Genomic DNA, 15,830 nt, shown 5'->3' on the forward strand with positions numbered 1-15,830 from the left:
CGGGCTCGCAGCAGAGGGGCGAGCTTTAAATTCGGTCGCGGGTGGTCTGGCGGCGCGTTTGCTGGTGCAGCGACGCGAAGTAGCTGCGCGCGTCGGCCGCGTCCTGGCGGATCGCGTCCGTCAGAGCATCGAGCCCGTCGTAGCGGGCTTCGTCGCGCAGTTTATGAAGCAGTTCCACGCGGGCGATTTTACCGTAGCCCCCCTCGAGGCCCAGTCCGGCCGGCCAATCGAGGCAGTTGACCTCCAGCAGCACGCGCCCGGTGTCTTCCACCGTGGGGCGCAGGCCCAGGCTGGCGACGCCCTGCAGCGGCTCGGTCGTCAGCCCGTGCACCTGCACCACGAAGATGCCCATCGCGGCCGCGCGGCGGTGATGGAAACGCAGGTTCAGCGTGCGAAAACCCAGCTCGCGGCCCAGCTTGCGACCATGGATCACGTGCCCGCTGATGCTGTAGGGCCGCCCGAGCAGGCCGGCGGCGCGCTCCATGTCGCCCAAGGCCAGCGCTTCGCGCACGGCCGAGCTGGACACGCGCAGCCCGTGCACCTCGTAGCTGTTCATGCGGGCGACATCGAAGCCGAGCCGGTCGCCGGCCGCGTCGAGCATCGAATAGTCGCCGGCGCGACGGGCTCCGAAGCGGAAGTCGTCCCCGACCAGCACGTACTTCGCGCCGAGGCCGTCGACCAGCACCTGCTGGATGAATTCGTCCGGCGACAGCCGCGACAGCCGCTGGTCGAAACGCAGCACCACCACCTGGTCGATGCCGCAGCGCTCCAGCTCGGTCAGCTTGTCGCGCAAGGTGGCGATGCGCGCCGGAGCGAGGTCCGGCTTGCCGGCCTGCAGCGCGAAGAAGTCGCGCGGGTGCGGCTCGAAGGTCAGCACGCAGCTCGGCAGGCCGCGGTGCTCGGACTCGCTCTTGAGCAGCGCCAGCATCGCCTGGTGACCACGGTGGACGCCGTCGAAATTGCCGATGGTCAGGGCGCAGGCGGGCGCAAGCGCCGCATGGTGGAAGCCGCGGAAGACGTGCATGGCGGGATTATCCCGGCGTTGCCCCGAGGATGTCTTGCGGCCCCTGCAGCCAGCGCCACTGGCCCGGGCCCATGTTGGCGGGCAGCTCCAGCGCGCCGAAGCGGCTGCGGTGCAGGCGTTCGACCTGGTTGCCGACCGCGGCCACCATGCGCTTGACCTGGTGGTACTTGCCTTCGGTCAGGGTCAGGTGCAGTGCACGTTCGCCGGCCGCTTCGCACGCAGCGGCGCGCACCGGCTTGGGGTCGTCGCGCAGCGTCACGCCGGCCAGCAGCGCATCGATCTGTTTCGGCGTCACCGGCTCGGCCGTGGTCACCTCGTAGACTTTGGGCACGTGCTTCTTCGGCGAGGTGAGCCGGTGGATCAATGCGCCGTCGTCGGTCAGGATCAGCAGGCCGGTGGTGTCCTGATCGAGCCGGCCGACGGCCTGCACGTCGCGCCGGCGCAGCGGCGGCGGCAGCAGCGTGTAGATGCTCGGCCAGGCCGAGGGCTTCTGCGAGCATTCGTAGCCGGCCGGCTTGTGCAGCAGCAGGTAGACGCGCTCATGGTACGGCCACTCGCGACCCTCGACGGTGTAGACCAGGCCGTGCGGGTCGATCTCGGCATCGGGGTCGTCGATCACCCGGCCGGCGATGGCGACGAACCCGGCGAGGATCAGCCCCTCGCACTCGCGGCGGGTACCGAAACCTTGGGAGAACAGCAGTTGGGCGAGGCGCATCGGGTGGGGCGGAAAAACACGAAAGCCGCCCTCGGGCGGCTCGGGGTGGGGCGAGTCTACTGCGGCCCGGTCAGGCAAACACGCCGGCCGTGTCCTGCATGCGCGCCGACACCTCCGCCAGGTGGTGCATCGTGTCGCCGAAGCTCATTTCCAGGCAGCTCAGGCGCTTGAAGTAGTGCCCGGCAATGTACTCGTCGGTCACGCCGATGCCGCCGTGCAGCTGGATGGACTGCTGGCCGACGAAGCGCATCGACTGGCCCAATTGCACTTTGGCCTGCGACAGGGCACGGCGGCGCTGCGCGGGGTCGTCGCGCAGCTTCAGCGTCGCGAAGTAGCTCATCGAGCGCGCCAGCTCCAACTGCATCTTCATGTCGGCGACGCGGTGGCGCAGCGCCTGGAAGGTGCCGATCGGCACGCCGAACTGCTTGCGGGTGTTGAGGTAGTCGACGGTGACGGCGAACAGCGCGTCCATCGCGCCGACGGCTTCGGCGCAGCCGGCGGCGATGGCGATGTCGGCAGCTTCCTCGAGCACGAAGTGGCCGTCCTCGGGGCCGACGAGCAGGGTGGCGGGCGCGTTGTCGAAGTCGACCTCGGCCGCTCGCGCGCCGTCCTGCGTCGGGTAGCCGCGGGTCGACACGCCGCTGGCCGAGCGTTCGACCAGCAGCAGCGCGATGCCGCGGGTGTCGTCGACCTTGCCGGATACGCGTGCCGGCACGATGTAGGCGTCGGCCCGGTCCCCGACCGGCACCACGCTCTTCGAGCCGCTGACGCGCCACTGCCCGCCTTGTTCCTTGGCGCTGGCGGTCACGTGGCGCAGCACGTAGCGTGCGTCGCGTTCCTGGTGGGCCAGCACGACCAGCGCTTCGCCGGCAGCCAGCTTCGGCAGCCACGCCTGCTGCACGGCCTGCGGCGCGTGCTGCGACAGCACGCCGGCGGCCACGAGCGCCACCGCCGCATACGGCTCGACGACGATGCCGCGGCCCAGCTCCTCCATCACCACCATCGCCTCGACAGGGCCGAAGCCCATGCCGCCCTGCGCTTCCGGCACGGCCAGGCCCATCAGCCCCAGCTCCGCCATCTCGGCCCAGGCCTCGCGCGAGTACCCGCCGGACTTCACGGTGCGGCGACGGCGCTCGAAGTCGTAGCCCTTGGCGACCCACTTCCTGACGGCGTCGCGCAGTTGTTCCTGTTCGTCGGTGAAATCGAAATCCATGCTCAGACTCCCAGCGTCATCTGCGCGACGATGTTGCGCTGCACTTCGTTGCTGCCGCCGTAGATGGTGGTCTTGCGGACGTTGAAATACGTGCCGGCCAGCGGCGCACAGTGCATCGCCCCGACGTAGTCGCCCTGCCAGCCGGCTTCCATCGCTTCATGGATGAAGGGCAGCGAGTAGGGACCGCAGGCCAGCATCATCAGCTCGGTGTAGCGCTGCTGGATCTCCGAGCCGCGGATCTTCAGCAAAGCGGCGACATCCAGCGCCTGCTTGCCGCCGCGCTCGGCGCTCAGCACGCGCAGCACCATCATCTCGAGCGCCACGATGTCGACTTCCAGCTGCGCGATCTGGTCGCGAAAGCGCACGTCGTCCATCAAGGAGCGCCCGCCCGACTTCTCGGCCTTGGTGATGCGCTTGAGGCGCTCCAGTTCGCGCTTCGCACGGTTCACGTCGGCGATGTTGGTGCGCTCGTGCGCAAGCAGGTACTTGGCGTAGGTCCAGCCCTTGTTCTCTTCACCGACCAGGTTCTCGGCCGGCACCTCGACGTTGTCGAAGAACACCTCGTTGACCTCGTGTTCGCCGTCCAGTGTGATGATGGGCCGCACTGTGATGCCGGGCGATTTCATGTCGATCAGGAGGAAGGAGATGCCGGTCTGGGGCTTGCCTTCGTTCGAGGTGCGCACCAGGCAGAAAATCCAGTCGCCGTACTGGCCCAGCGTGGTCCAGGTCTTCTGGCCGTTGACGACGTATTTGTCGCCGCGGCGTTCGGCGCGGGTCTTGACCGAAGCGAGGTCCGAGCCCGAGCCGGGTTCGCTGTAACCCTGGCTCCACCAGACGTCGCCGCTCATGATCCCGGGCAGGAAGCGCTTTTGCTGCTCGGGCGAGCCGAAGGCCATGATCACCGGCGCCACCATCACCGGGCCGAAGGGTATGACCCGTGGCGCGCCGGCGAGGGCGCATTCTTCCTCGAACAGGTGCCGCTGCACGGCGTTCCAGCCGGGCCCACCGAATTCCTTCGGCCAGGCCCAACCGTGCCAGCCCTGTCTGCCGAGTGTCCGGGCCCAGCGCTGCATGTCCTCTTTGCTCAGACGCAGCGCGTTGTGCACCTTGTGACTGATGTCCTGCGGCAGGTTCGCGCGTACCCAGGCCCGGATCTCGGCCCGGAACGCCTGTTCCTCGGGCGTGAAATTCAAATCCATCAACGGTCTCCTTGCGCGATGCGGGCTGCAGCCGCACCACCATGTGAGACCAGTTTACGCACGATCGTTCGAAAACGAGTGTCTCAGCGGCGACATCAGGGTTGTCACCGGGAGCCTTGGACGCGCGTTTTTTGAAGGAAGCCAGTGGGCGCAGCCCGGCCGGGGGCCGCTCAGAACCGCTTGTCGAGCGTGAGCTGGTCGTTCTCGCGCTTCATCTGGAAGCGGTTGAGAAAGCTGTTGCCGAGCAGGATGAAGGGCATCTCGCGTGCGGCGACGACACCCTGGACGTTGTAGATTTCGACGTTGCCGACCCGCACCGAATTCAGCATCACCGCATAGCCCTGGACCACGCCGTTGGCGGTGTTCAGCTGCACCGGGCGGCCAGCCTTGTAATTCAGGCCGATGCGTTCGGCGTCGGCCACGGCCATAGAGACCGAGGTGGCGCCGGTGTCGACCAGGAAGCGCACCGTGCGGCCGTTGATCTGCCCATCGGTGACGAAGTGGCCGCCCGAGCCGGCCGAGAGCACGATCTGCGAGCCGGCGGAACTGCCGCCAGAGCCGCCGACGCGCACCTGCGAGCCGCCGAGCACCAGCGTCTGGCGCTGCCCGCCCACTTCGACGACCGCTTGACCACCCGACATGCTGACCAGCCGCACCCCCTCGACGGTGGCACCGACGCCGACCGTGCGTGGCGTGCCGTTGATCATCAGCAAAGCCTTGTTGCCCAGGCTGCCGGTGAAGGAGACGTCGCCGGCCATCGCAGACACGCCGGCAAGGGCCATCAGGACGACGATCGCCGTTCGCAACGCTTTCATGACATCCCCCTCCGGCCCGCGCGGGCGCTGGTCAGCGTCAATCGCGGAAATTGTTGAACGACAGCGGCACGTCCGTCACGTCCTTGCGCAACAGTGCGATCGCGGCCTGCAGGTCGTCCCGCTTGGCGCCGCTGATGCGTACCGCGTCGCCCTGTATGGCGGCCTGGACCTTCATCTTGCTGTCCTTGATGAGCTTCTGGATCTTCTTGGCCAGCTCGGTCTCGATGCCGGCCTTGACCGTGACGACCTGCTTGACCTTGTCGCCGCCGATCTTTTCGATCTTGGCGGTCAGGTCGAGAAAACGCACGTCGACCTGACGCTTGGTCATCTTGGCGGTCAGGATATCGCGCACCTGGCCGAGCTGGAAATCGCTGTCGGCGTAAAGCGTGAGTTCCTTGTCCTTTTGCTCGATGCGTGAGCCCGAGCCCTTGAAGTCGAAGCGCGTGCCGATTTCCTTGTTGCTCTGGTCGACGGCGTTGCGGACCTCGACGAGGTTGGGTTCGAGTACGGTATCGAAGCTGGGCATAAGGCGGGGGAAGGTTCGTCCAAGGGGAATCGGCGAAAATTCTGCCATGCAAATCGAGACGGGCGTGAGCCTGAAACCCTACAACACCTTCGGCCTGCCAGCGATGGCGCAGACGCTGGTGCGTATCACCAGCGATGCCGACGTGCGCCGGGTGCTCGACCACCCCGAACTCGGCCGCACGCCGAAGTTCGTGCTGGGGGGCGGCAGCAACATCGTGCTGACGCGCGACGTGGCGCAGGTGGTGCTGAAGGTTGAGGTGCAGGGGCGGCGGCTGGTCGAGGCGCGTGACGACGCGTGGATCGTCGAGGCGGGCGCTGGCGAGACCTGGCCCGACTTCGTCGCCTGGACCATCGAGCAGGGGCTGCCGGGGCTGGAAAATCTGGCGCTGATCCCCGGAACGGTGGGCGCCGCGCCGGTGCAGAACATCGGCGCTTATGGCGTCGAGCTGAAGGACCGCTGTCATGCCGTCGACGTGGTCGACCTGGTCACCGGCCGCAGCGTGACGCTGGACGCGTCGCTGTGCCGCTTCGGCTACCGCGACAGCATCTTCAAGCAGGGGCTGGCCGGCAAGAGCCTGATCACCCGCGTGCGTTTTCGGCTGCCCAAGCCGTGGCAGCCCGTGCTCGGCTACCTCGACCTCGAGCGGAAGATTGCCGAGACCGGCATCGCCGCGCCGACCGCGGCCCAAGTCCACGACTGGGTCTGCTCGATCCGCCGCGCGAAGCTGCCCGACCCGTTGGTGATCGGCAACGCCGGCAGCTTCTTCAAGAACCCGGTGGTCACCGAAGACCAGTGCCGCGACATCATCGGCCGCGACCCCGAGATCGTGCACTACCCGATGCCGGACGGCAGTTTCAAGCTGGCGGCCGGCTGGCTGATCGACGCCTGCGGCTGGAAGGGCAAGAGCATCGGCCGCGCAGGGGTCTACGAGAAGCAGGCATTGGTGCTGGTCAATCGAGGCGGTGCGATCGGCGCCGAGGTCGTCACGCTGGCGCGCGCGATCCAGGAGAGCGTCTACGGGCGCTTCGGCATCCGGCTGGAACCCGAACCGGTCGTCGTCTGAACAGGCCCTAGTTCAAACTAGGGAACGTACCCTGTTCTAGGGACAGTCAACAGGCCGCTGCGCCTCTACGATGCGCCCCCTAAGGAGTACCGGTCATCCCGGCAGCATGGTCGGCCCGCGAACGGCAGGCCGCCGGGGACGCCGATCAGCAGGAGCGTGGAATGAAAGCAGCATCGACCTTGATGGCGCCCGTGGCGGCGCTGGCCCTCGCCGGGTGCATGGCGACCAACCCGACGATGGGGCACAGCGGCGCCAAGACGGCGGCGACCGGCGCAACAGCCGGCTCGACGGCCGAGAACGCCAACCCGGCCATGGAGCGATGCACCGAAAGCCTCGGCACCGTCGCGCTGGTCGAGGACCAGGGCTCGTCCTGGTACCAGGAGGCGCGCACCCACCGCCTGCAATCGACCATCCCGGTGCTGCGCATGCTGGTGCAGCAGTCGAACTGCTTTGTCGTCGTCGAGCGCGGCACGGCGATGCGCAACATGCGCCAGGAGCGCAACCTGCAGGACAGCGGCGAGCTGCGCCAGGGCAGCAATTTCGGCAAGGGCCAGATGGTCGGCGCCGACTACACGATGAGCCCCAGCATCACCTTCAGCCAGAAGGACACCGGCGGGCTGGGCGCACTGATCGGCGGCAAGGTCGGCAGCGTGACGGCCGCGCTCGGCGGGCAGATGAAGTTCAACGATGCGTCGACCGTGCTGACGCTGATCGACAACCGCTCGGGCGTGCAGCTCGCCGCTGCCGAGGGCAGCGCGCGCAACACCGACTTCGGCTTGCTGGCCGGCGTGCTGAACGGTGGTGCAGGGGGTGTCGGCGGTTACGGCAACACGCCGCAGGGCAAGGTCGTGATCGCGGCGTTCGCGGATTCGTACAACCAGATGGTGCGGGCCGTGCGCAACTACCGCGCCCAGGAAGTCAAGGGCGGTCTGGGCACCGGCGGGCGCCTGGGCGTGCAGGGTGCGACGCACGGGCGCTGAGGAGCCTCCCGGACGTCAAGCCAAGGGCCGCGCATCGCGGCCCTTTTTTGTGTCCCCCCTACCGGCTTCGCCGGCCCCCCGAGGGGGCGGTGCCAGCGGCCCGGCGGAGCCGGTTCCGCGGCACCACTCGATCAGGTCCGCTACTCCCACCCGCTTTCGCGCCTGTGTGGCGCTCGAATGACAGCGGTGCACTGAAGCCGCTCGCGGCAGCCACTGTTCGCGCACGGCTCGTGCCGGCCCAGCGAACACCGCGGATCCGGCTCCGCCGGTCCGCTGGTGTTGCCCCCTCGAAGGGGGCGGCCGCAGGCCGTAGGGGGTGGTCACCCAAAATGACAGATGTAGTGGTAGGGCGCGCCTTCGACCTTGATCTCGAAGCTGGAATTGCCGGGCACGTCGAACGACTGGCCGGTGCCGTAGCGTGTCCACTCGCTGTGGCCTGAGAGCTTGATCTGGCACTCGCCGGCGACGGTCTCCATCACTTCCGGGGTGCCAGTGTTGAAGGTCAGCGTGGCGGGCAGGATCACGCCCACGCTCTTGCGGCTGCCGTCCGGCAGCGTGACGGTGTGCGAGACACACTTGCCGTCGAAGTAGACGTTGGCCTGGGGGTGGACGGTAACGTTCGCGAGTTCGGTGGTCATGCGGTTTGGATCAATGGGTCATGCAGGCCGCGATGGTACCCGTGCGTGACCGCTCACCCGCGCCCCCCCCGAGTTCGGGGGCTGGTTCCCCTCCCCCGGGGGATACCCGCAGGCGTCTCATGCTGAAACACTCTCGCTTGCGCTGTCATCGCGGCCGAGGCACACCGGGTACCGGGGCCCGGCCGCCACACCGGGCAGCACGCCGACGTTCGGGGGCACCCGAGCCGGCGCCCCGGTTCCCCGGAAGCGGTCGAAGTTAGGGGCAGGTCCTGCTTGCAGGGCCTGCCAGGGAGGCGACCGTCTTCCGGGGGCCCCGCCATTGCAGGGCCCGAGCCATCCGGCCGGCGCGGCGGCGAAGAAACCGCCGCGCCGGCGCCTTCAGGCCGGCAGTGGACCCGTTCGGGGCAAAATACACGGTTTCGCGAACCGCCCGCCGGGTGCCTCGCTTCCCTTTCCGACCGTTCCCTCCCAGACATGGCAACCATCCTGCAGAACCTCCCCGTCGGCCAGAAGGTCGGCATTGCGTTTTCCGGCGGCCTGGACACCAGCGCCGCGCTCCACTGGATGCGCAAGAAGGGTGCGATTCCCTACGCCTACACGGCCAACCTGGGCCAGCCGGACGAACCCGACTACGAAGACATCCCGCGTCGGGCACTGCAGTACGGCGCCGAGCAGGCGCGGCTGATCGACTGCCGCGCGCAGCTCGCGGCGGAAGGCATTGCCGCCCTGCAGTGCGGCGCCTTCCACATCTCGACCGCCGGCGTCACCTACTTCAACACCACGCCGCTGGGCCGCGCCGTCACCGGCACGATGCTGGTGGCCGCAATGAAGGAAGACGACGTCAGCATCTGGGGCGACGGCAGCACCTTCAAGGGCAACGACATCGAGCGCTTCTACCGCTACGGCCTGCTGACCAACCCGTCGCTGCGCATCTACAAGCCCTGGCTCGACCAGCTGTTCATCGACGAACTGGGTGGCCGCGCCGAGATGTCCGCCTTCATGCAGGCCGCGGGCTTCGCCTACAAGATGTCGGCCGAGAAGGCGTATTCGACCGACTCCAACATGCTGGGTGCCACGCACGAGGCGAAAGACCTGGAGCACCTGGACAGCGGCATCAAGATCGTGCAGCCCATCATGGGTGTGGCCTTCTGGCGCGACGACGTGCACGTGCAGCCCGAGGAAGTGACGGTGCGCTTCGAAGAAGGCGTGCCGGTGGCGTTGAACGGCGTCGAGTACCGCAACCCGGTCGACCTGCTGCTCGAAGCCAACCGCATCGGCGGTCGTCATGGCCTGGGCATGAGCGACCAGATCGAGAACCGCATCATCGAAGCCAAGAGCCGCGGCATCTACGAAGCGCCCGGCATGGCGCTGCTGTTCATCGCGTACGAGCGCCTCGTCACCGGCATCCACAACGAAGACACCATCGAGCAGTACCGCATCAACGGCCTGCGACTCGGCCGCCTGCTGTACCAGGGCCGCTGGTTCGACCCCCAGGCCATCATGCTGCGCGAGACCGCCCAGCGCTGGGTGGCCCGGGCGGTCACCGGCGAGGTGCGTGTCGAACTGCGCCGTGGCAACGACTATTCCATCCTCGACACCGTGTCGACGAACCTGACCTACAAGCCCGAACGGCTGACGATGGAGAAGGGCGAGCTGAGCTTCACGCCGGCCGACCGCATCGGACAGTTGACGATGCGCAACCTCGACATCGAAGACACGCGCGGCAAGCTGCAGGTCTACACCCAGGTCGGCCTGCTGACACCGGGCGAAGGCAGCAACCTGCCGCAGCTGAAGAACGACGACGGGCAGTGAGCCCCGGCCGTGCGGTGCGCCGTCTCGACGGCGGTGTGCCGCGGCCTCAGAGATCGGTGCGCAGCTTCCAGATCTCCGGGAACAGCACCACGTCGAGCATCTTGCGAAGGTAGCCCACGCCCGAGGTGCCGCCGGTGCCGCGCTTGAAACCGATCACGCGCTCGACCGTCGTGACGTGCCGGAAGCGCCACAAACGAAACGCGTCTTCCAGGTCGGTCAGTTCTTCGCCGAGCTGATAGAGGTCCCAGTGGTGCTCGGGGTCGCGATACACCTGCAGCCAGGCCTGTTCGACCTCGGCGCTTTCTGCGTAGGGTTGCGTCCAGTCGCGATCGACGTAGGTCGGCGGCACCGGCAGGCCGCGCCGCGCCAGCAATCGCAGCGACTCGTCGTACAGCGACGGCGCTCGGTGAGCCTGCTCCACTTCGGCCAGGCGCTCCGGCCGGTGCGTGTGCGGCTTCAGCATCGCGGCGTTCTTGTTGCCGAGCGAGAACTCGATGCAGCGGTACTGCCAGCTCTGGAAACCGCTCGAATTCGACAGGTACGGACGGATCGCCGAGTATTCCGGTGGCGTCATCGTCGCCAGCACGTCCCAGGCGTGCACCAGCTGCTCCATGATCTTGCTGACGCGTGCCAGCATCTTGAACGCCGGCGCCAGCTCGTCGCGCGCGACGCTGCCGATGGCCGCGCGCAGCTCGTGCAGCATCAGCTTCATCCACAGCTCGCTGGTCTGGTGCTGCACGATGAACAGCATCTCGTTGTGCTCGGGCGAGCGCGGGTGCTGCGCGCTCAGCACCTGGTCGAGGTGCAGGTAGTCGCCATAGCTCATGTCCTTCGAGAAGTCGAGCTGCGCCTTCTCGCTGTGGACGATGTCTTCTGGAGTGGGGTTGCTCATCTCGGGCCTGCTCAGGTCACCGCGCGGCGGCGGTTGAATTCGGGGCGCTGCCATTCGTCGCTGACCATCACCTCGCGCAAGTGTTCGACGGCATCCCACACGTCGACGTAGCGGGTGTACAGCGGCGTGAAGCCGAAGCGCAGGATGTCGGGCGTGCGCTCGTCGCCGGCACGAAAATCGCCGATCACGCCGCGGGCGATCAACGCCTGCACGATGGCGTAGCCTCCTTCGGTGCGCGTCAGGCAGACCTGGCTGCCGCGTTGCGACGCGTCGCCCGGCGAGACGACCGCCAACCCGTGGCCGGCGCAGCGTTGCTCGACCAACTGCGCGAACAGCTCGGTCAACTCGATCGATTTCGCACGCAACGCTGCCATGCCGCCGTAAGGCTCGGCGGCCAGCACGGTGTCGACGCCGCATTCCAGCGCCGCCATGGCGAGGATCGGCGGCGTGCCGCACAGGTAGCGTGCGACGCCTTCAGCGGGGCGGTAGTGCGGGCTGAACTCGAACGGCGCGATGTGTCCCATCCAGCCCGACAGCGGCTGCGAGAACTCGCCGGCATGGCGCGGGTGCACCCAGACGAAGGCCGGCGCACCCGGGCCGCCATTGAGGTACTTGTAGCCGCAGCCGATCGCGAAGTCGGCGTCCGAGCCGGTCAGGTCGACCGGGACGGCGCCGGCCGAATGCGCCAGGTCCCACACGGTCAACACGCCCGCGCCATGTGCGGTGGCCGTCATTGCGGCCATGTCGAACATGCGGCCGGTGCGGTAGTTCACCTGTGTGAGCATCAGCACCGCGACCTCGGGCCCCAGGTTGGCTTCGATCTCTTCGGCCTCCAGCAGGCGCAGCGTCCAGCCGAGTTCCTCGCACAGGCCTTCGGCGATGTAGAGGTCGGTGGGGAAGTTGCTGCGTTCAGAGACGATCACCCGGCGCTGCGGCGAGCGGGCGCGTTGGATCCTGGCGGCGGCGGTGAGCACCTTGTACAGGTTCACCGAGGTGGAGTCGGCGACGACCAGGTCGTTGTCGCGGGCCCCGACGAGACGGGCGATCTTGTTGCCGATGCGGTGGGGCAGATGGATCCAGCCGGCGGTGTTCCAGCTCTGGATCAGGTCGTGGCCCCATTCCTGTTCCAGCAGGTGCTGCAGCCGCTCGCTGGTGGCTTTCGGGCGGGCGCCGAGGGAGTTGCCGTCGAGGTAGATCGTTGCCTCGGGAAGGGCGAATTGATCGCGCAGGGGCGCGAGGGGGTCGGCTTGGTCGCGGAATTCGCAGTCGCTGCGGGTGGTCATGGTTGGTACTTCCTTCGGGTGCTTTGCAGGTGCGGCTGTTTCGTGCCTGAAGAGGTGCCGGGGCTCGAACTTACAGCTCGCGCAGAACGGCGCGAACCGGACTCGCATCCGCTTGCACCAGCCTCAGCGGCAAGGCAATCAGCTCGTAGTCGCCTTCGGGCACCTCGTCCAGCACCAGGTTCTCCAGCACCCGCAGGTCATGCTTCAACAGCACCTGGTGTGCATCGAGCGTCTTGCTCGCTGCCGGGTCGACAGAGGCCGTATCGATGCCCACGAGCCGGACGCCGCGCTGCGCGAGCCACGCCAGCGTCTGCGGCGCAAACGCAGAGAAGTCGTCGACCCATCGATCGACAACGGAGCGTTGATTGGTGCGCACCAGCACGCGTGCCGGCAGCCCGCTCTCGACCCGGGCGAGGTGTTCCGGCTGCACCAGCGGCCCGACGCCGATGCAATGCACCACCCGGCACGGCCCAAGAAACGCATCGAGCGGCACGTCTCCTATGGTCGCGGCGCCGTCCGCGTAATGGAGCGGTGCATCGGCATGCGCGCCGGCATGCGGCGACAGGGTGATTTCGCTGACGTTGACCGGGCAGCCCGGGCCTATGCTCGCCGCCCAGCGTTGCCGGTAGGGCGTGTCACCGGGGAAGACCGGGCTGCCGTTGAAAAGGGGCGGGGAGATGTCCCACAGGCGTTTCATGCTGTTCAGTGTGAACGTCAAGGAGCGCCGTTTCTAGCATCGCAAAAAAAGCCATGGTGTCGGTTATTTCCAACGGACCGTGCTTTCCCCGATGTCGCGGCCACCTCAGCGGCTGATGGCGACCGGCGCAGCGTCGCTGGCTTGGTGAGCCCGCCGGGCGGCGCGTCGTGCCAGCTCGATGAACTCGTGCCGCTCGCCGTCGGGTCTCGGCCCCAGGCTGTCGGCTGCGAGCTGCAGCGTCTCGTCCCATCCGAAATCGCGCAGGTGCGGTGAGCCTTGCAGCAATTGTCCATAGGCCGCCACGGCCATCGCAAAGCGAAAGTCCGGACTGGCCTCCGGCAGCGGCGTCACGGTGCCCGTCAACGCCTGCTCGATCAGCCGGCTGTGCTTCTCCTCCGGGGTCTTGTAGCGGATCTTCAGATAGCCGAGTTCGTCACCGTGCCCCTTCGCTGTGTCGACTCGCGGGCGGTTCGCCGGGTAGCGCTCGTCGTCGTGCAGGCCGCGCTGACCGTGCAGCGTCAGTTCGTACAACGCCGTCACGCGATGGCCGGCGCCGACGTCGCCGGCATCGACCTGGTCGTTGTTGAAGTCTTCCCGCGCCAACTGACGGTTGTCGTAGCCGATCAGCCGGTACTCCTTCACCACCGCCGGGTTGAACTCGACCTGCAGCTTGACGTCGCGCGCCACGGTAGCGAGGGTCGACGTGAATTCGTCGACCAGCACCTTGCGGCCCTCGGCGGCGGAATCGAGGAAGGAATACTTGCCGTCGCCGACATCGGCGATCTGCTCCATCAGCGCATCGTTGTAGCTGGCGTGGCCGACACCGAGTGTCGACAAGCCGACGCCCGCCTTGCGCTCGGCGGCAACGATCTCCTTCAGTTGGTCGATGTCGGTCACGCCGACGTTGAAGTCGCCGTCGGTGGCCAGCAGGATGCGGTTGATGCCGCCGGCGACGAAGCCACGGCGCGCCTGTTCGTACGCCAACCGGAGGCCGGAGGCCCCGGCAGTGCTGCCGCCGGCTTGCAGCGACGAGATTGCCCGACGGATCAAGTCCTTGCGATCGCCGGGCACCGATGCCAGCAGCACCTGCGTGGCCCCCGAGTACGTGACGACGGAGACGCGGTCGGATTCGCGCAGCAGGTCGACGAAGCCCAGCAACGCCTCCTTGACCAGCGGCAGGCTCTGCGCAATGCCCATCGAGCCCGAGACGTCGACGAGGAACACCAGGTTGGCCGGCGGCAGCGTGTCCTTGGCCGGGTCGGCCGCCTGGATGCCGATCTTCAGCACGTGGTTCGACCGGTTCCAGGGGCTGACCGACAGTTCGGTGTGCACGGCGAACGGCAGGCCGCGGACGGCGTCGGGCCGTGGGTAGTCATAGCCGAAGTAGTTCAGCATCTCCTCGACCCGCACCGCGTCATGCGGCACCGCCTGGTCACGGCGCAGCAGCCCGCGCACGCTGCTGTAGGAGCCGGTGTCGACGTCGATAGAGAAGGTCGAGACCGGCTCGGCGGCCACCCGCTTGACCGGGTGCGGCGTGGTGCTGCGGGTCGTGATGCCGGTGTAGGCCGCGTCCTGCGGTAGATAGCCCTGCAGCGGCGCGGGCTCGGGCGCAGCCTGCACGGCAGGGGCGGCGCCAGCGAGGGAAGCGCGCTTGGAGGGCGCCTCCCGAAGCGATTCCGCCGGCTCGCTGCGCCGCACCATCGATGCGTCTGCAGCGCGCGCTTCGACGCGCGGTGCAGGCGCAGAGTCGGAGGAGTCAGGCTCGGGACGGGGGGCCGAGCAGGCGGTCAGTGCCGCAGCGAGCGCGGCGCACAGCCACCGGGTGTGCGGGGGCAGGGCAGTGGGAGCGGGCTGAAGATCCATGGGAGCAACCTCTTGCGTTGTCGAAGGCGGCTCCGCACAGGCAAACGACGGAAGCCGTTGTGCCCTTGAACGCGGCTGGTACTCAAACGGGGTTGAGCGGCGGCAGACCGTGCCGCGCCCTGGCGCGTTTGCAGGCGTCGTCGCCCACGCCCACCGCAGCCCAGGTGCCGAACTCGCGGCATGGCGAGGGGCGCCACTCGTAGATGCCGCAGTGCGCGAGCACGCCGACAGTGCCGACCAGCGCCGCGCAGCGCGGGCGGGTGTGGTCGGTGCCGCGCATGCGGCAGGTGTGCTCGGTCACGTCGACCGTCAGGCCGGCGGGCACCCGGCCGCCCGCCTCGTCCAGTTCGTCGCGTGAGAAATCGACGCGCAGGCTCGCGCAGCATGCGCCGCAGGCGAGGCAAGGGTTGGCGCCGGGGCTCATCCCTGCTGGCTCTGCAGCGAGGCCAGGGCCAGCTCGAGGTTGGCGCGTGCCGGCGCTTCCAGCCGCTCGTGGAACCAGTCGGTGGCATACAGCCGGGGACGCTCCAGGAAGCTGCGCAGCACCTTGCCGCGCCCGGCCACGTAGGCGGCCTGCGGCACCCAGCGGTACTCGCGGCGCACACCCTGCTCGAACGCGTCGTAGACGTCGGGCGGCTGGCCCAGGATCGCCAGGTCGATGTCGACCACCCAGCGCTCGTCGCCGTGCAGTTCGCCGTCGTGGTGCTGCGTGGCCATGACGTATCGGTCAACCCGGGCGGCGAGGTCCTGTGCGCGTTCTGGCGGCAGGCCGCTGCCCAGGATGAAGCGGCGGGCCCAGTCGGCGCTGCGCCTTTCGTTGGTCTTGGACCAGGGCCAGTAAACGGCATCATGAAACCACAGCGCCAGTGCAACGGCGTGAGGATCGCCGCACTGCGCAACGATGCCACGCCAGTGCCGGATGCAGGCGAGCAGGTGGGTCGCATCGTGATAGCGGCGCGGCCAGCGGCTCCAGGCATGGATCAGCGCGTCTCCGACACCGGTGGCCGCGGTGCCGGCCAGGCCGAGTTGCGCGCACAGTGCGTGCCATTCGGCGGTCAGTTCCTGGTGCTGTTCGGTGGTCAGGGGCATGGTGCGAGGCTACCGCAAGCA

The 15,830-nt window shown here is 68.0% G+C and carries 16 protein-coding genes; 3 read left to right on the forward strand and 13 right to left on the reverse strand.

Features of this window, described 5'->3' with window-relative positions; genetic code table 11:
- Positions 1-25 precede the first annotated feature (25 nt).
- The 6 genes from M8A51_RS00415 to M8A51_RS00440 form a co-directional block, all read right to left on the reverse strand.
- Complete coding sequence (locus tag M8A51_RS00415; protein WP_251776115.1) at positions 26-1,024, reverse strand: bifunctional riboflavin kinase/FAD synthetase; 999 nt, start codon at positions 1,022-1,024, stop codon at positions 26-28.
- Between the two features lie 7 nt (positions 1,025-1,031).
- The gene (locus M8A51_RS00420; RefSeq protein WP_251776116.1) at positions 1,032-1,739 is read right to left on the reverse strand and encodes a pseudouridine synthase; all 708 of its coding nucleotides are present in this window, start codon (positions 1,737-1,739) and stop codon (positions 1,032-1,034) included.
- A gap of 70 nt (positions 1,740-1,809) precedes the next feature.
- On the reverse strand, positions 1,810-2,952 hold the full coding sequence (locus M8A51_RS00425; protein ID WP_251776117.1) for an acyl-CoA dehydrogenase family protein: 1,143 nt from the start codon (positions 2,950-2,952) through the stop codon (positions 1,810-1,812).
- Positions 2,953-2,954: 2 nt separating this feature from the next.
- Positions 2,955-4,151 (reverse strand): acyl-CoA dehydrogenase family protein, encoded by a 1,197-nt coding sequence (locus M8A51_RS00430; RefSeq protein WP_251776118.1) that lies wholly within the window; start codon positions 4,149-4,151, stop codon positions 2,955-2,957.
- Positions 4,152-4,321: 170 nt separating this feature from the next.
- Positions 4,322-4,966 (reverse strand): retropepsin-like aspartic protease family protein, encoded by a 645-nt coding sequence (locus M8A51_RS00435; RefSeq protein ID WP_251776119.1) that lies wholly within the window; start codon positions 4,964-4,966, stop codon positions 4,322-4,324.
- A 37-nt stretch (positions 4,967-5,003) separates the two neighbouring features.
- Positions 5,004-5,492: a YajQ family cyclic di-GMP-binding protein gene (locus tag M8A51_RS00440; protein ID WP_251776120.1), complete on the reverse strand. Its 489-nt coding sequence runs from the start codon at positions 5,490-5,492 to the stop codon at positions 5,004-5,006.
- A gap of 46 nt (positions 5,493-5,538) precedes the next feature.
- On the opposite strand from M8A51_RS00440, the gene murB reads away from it, so the two are divergent.
- Positions 5,539-6,555, forward strand: a complete 1,017-nt coding sequence (gene murB, locus M8A51_RS00445; protein ID WP_251776121.1) for a UDP-N-acetylmuramate dehydrogenase — start codon at positions 5,539-5,541, stop codon at positions 6,553-6,555.
- A gap of 161 nt (positions 6,556-6,716) precedes the next feature.
- Complete coding sequence (locus tag M8A51_RS00450) at positions 6,717-7,535, forward strand: CsgG/HfaB family protein (RefSeq protein ID WP_251776122.1); 819 nt, start codon at positions 6,717-6,719, stop codon at positions 7,533-7,535.
- 320 nt (positions 7,536-7,855) lie between these two features.
- On the opposite strand, the gene ppnP is transcribed toward M8A51_RS00450, so the two are convergent.
- Positions 7,856-8,173 carry a pyrimidine/purine nucleoside phosphorylase gene (gene ppnP, locus M8A51_RS00455; RefSeq protein WP_251776123.1) on the reverse strand — a complete coding sequence of 106 codons (318 nt, stop codon included), beginning with the start codon at positions 8,171-8,173 and terminating at the stop codon, positions 7,856-7,858.
- Between the two features lie 474 nt (positions 8,174-8,647).
- On the opposite strand from ppnP, the gene argG reads away from it, so the two are divergent.
- On the forward strand, positions 8,648-9,985 hold the full coding sequence (gene argG, locus M8A51_RS00460) for an argininosuccinate synthase (RefSeq protein ID WP_251776124.1): 1,338 nt from the start codon (positions 8,648-8,650) through the stop codon (positions 9,983-9,985).
- A 46-nt stretch (positions 9,986-10,031) separates the two neighbouring features.
- On the opposite strand, the gene kynA is transcribed toward argG, so the two are convergent.
- The 6 genes from kynA to M8A51_RS00490 form a co-directional block, all read right to left on the reverse strand.
- Positions 10,032-10,877, reverse strand: a complete 846-nt coding sequence (kynA, locus tag M8A51_RS00465) for a tryptophan 2,3-dioxygenase (protein WP_251776125.1) — start codon at positions 10,875-10,877, stop codon at positions 10,032-10,034.
- Positions 10,878-10,888: 11 nt separating this feature from the next.
- Complete coding sequence (gene kynU, locus M8A51_RS00470) at positions 10,889-12,160, reverse strand: kynureninase (protein WP_251776126.1); 1,272 nt, start codon at positions 12,158-12,160, stop codon at positions 10,889-10,891.
- A gap of 70 nt (positions 12,161-12,230) precedes the next feature.
- A complete protein-coding gene (gene kynB, locus M8A51_RS00475; RefSeq protein ID WP_251776546.1) occupies positions 12,231-12,857 on the reverse strand; it encodes an arylformamidase in 627 nt (208 codons plus the stop codon).
- 105 nt (positions 12,858-12,962) lie between these two features.
- Entirely contained in the window at positions 12,963-14,720 is a 1,758-nt protein-coding gene (locus M8A51_RS00480) for a vWA domain-containing protein (protein ID WP_251776127.1), read from the reverse strand.
- Between the two features lie 82 nt (positions 14,721-14,802).
- Complete coding sequence (locus M8A51_RS00485) at positions 14,803-15,144, reverse strand: YkgJ family cysteine cluster protein (protein ID WP_251776128.1); 342 nt, start codon at positions 15,142-15,144, stop codon at positions 14,803-14,805.
- Complete coding sequence (locus M8A51_RS00490) at positions 15,141-15,809, reverse strand: HD domain-containing protein (RefSeq protein WP_251776129.1); 669 nt, start codon at positions 15,807-15,809, stop codon at positions 15,141-15,143. The genes M8A51_RS00485 and M8A51_RS00490 overlap by 4 nt, the downstream gene beginning before the upstream one ends.
- Positions 15,810-15,830 lie beyond the last annotated feature (21 nt).

This window comes from Caldimonas mangrovi (genome assembly GCF_023721835.1).
Taxonomy (GTDB): domain Bacteria; phylum Pseudomonadota; class Gammaproteobacteria; order Burkholderiales; family Burkholderiaceae_C; genus Caldimonas; species Caldimonas mangrovi.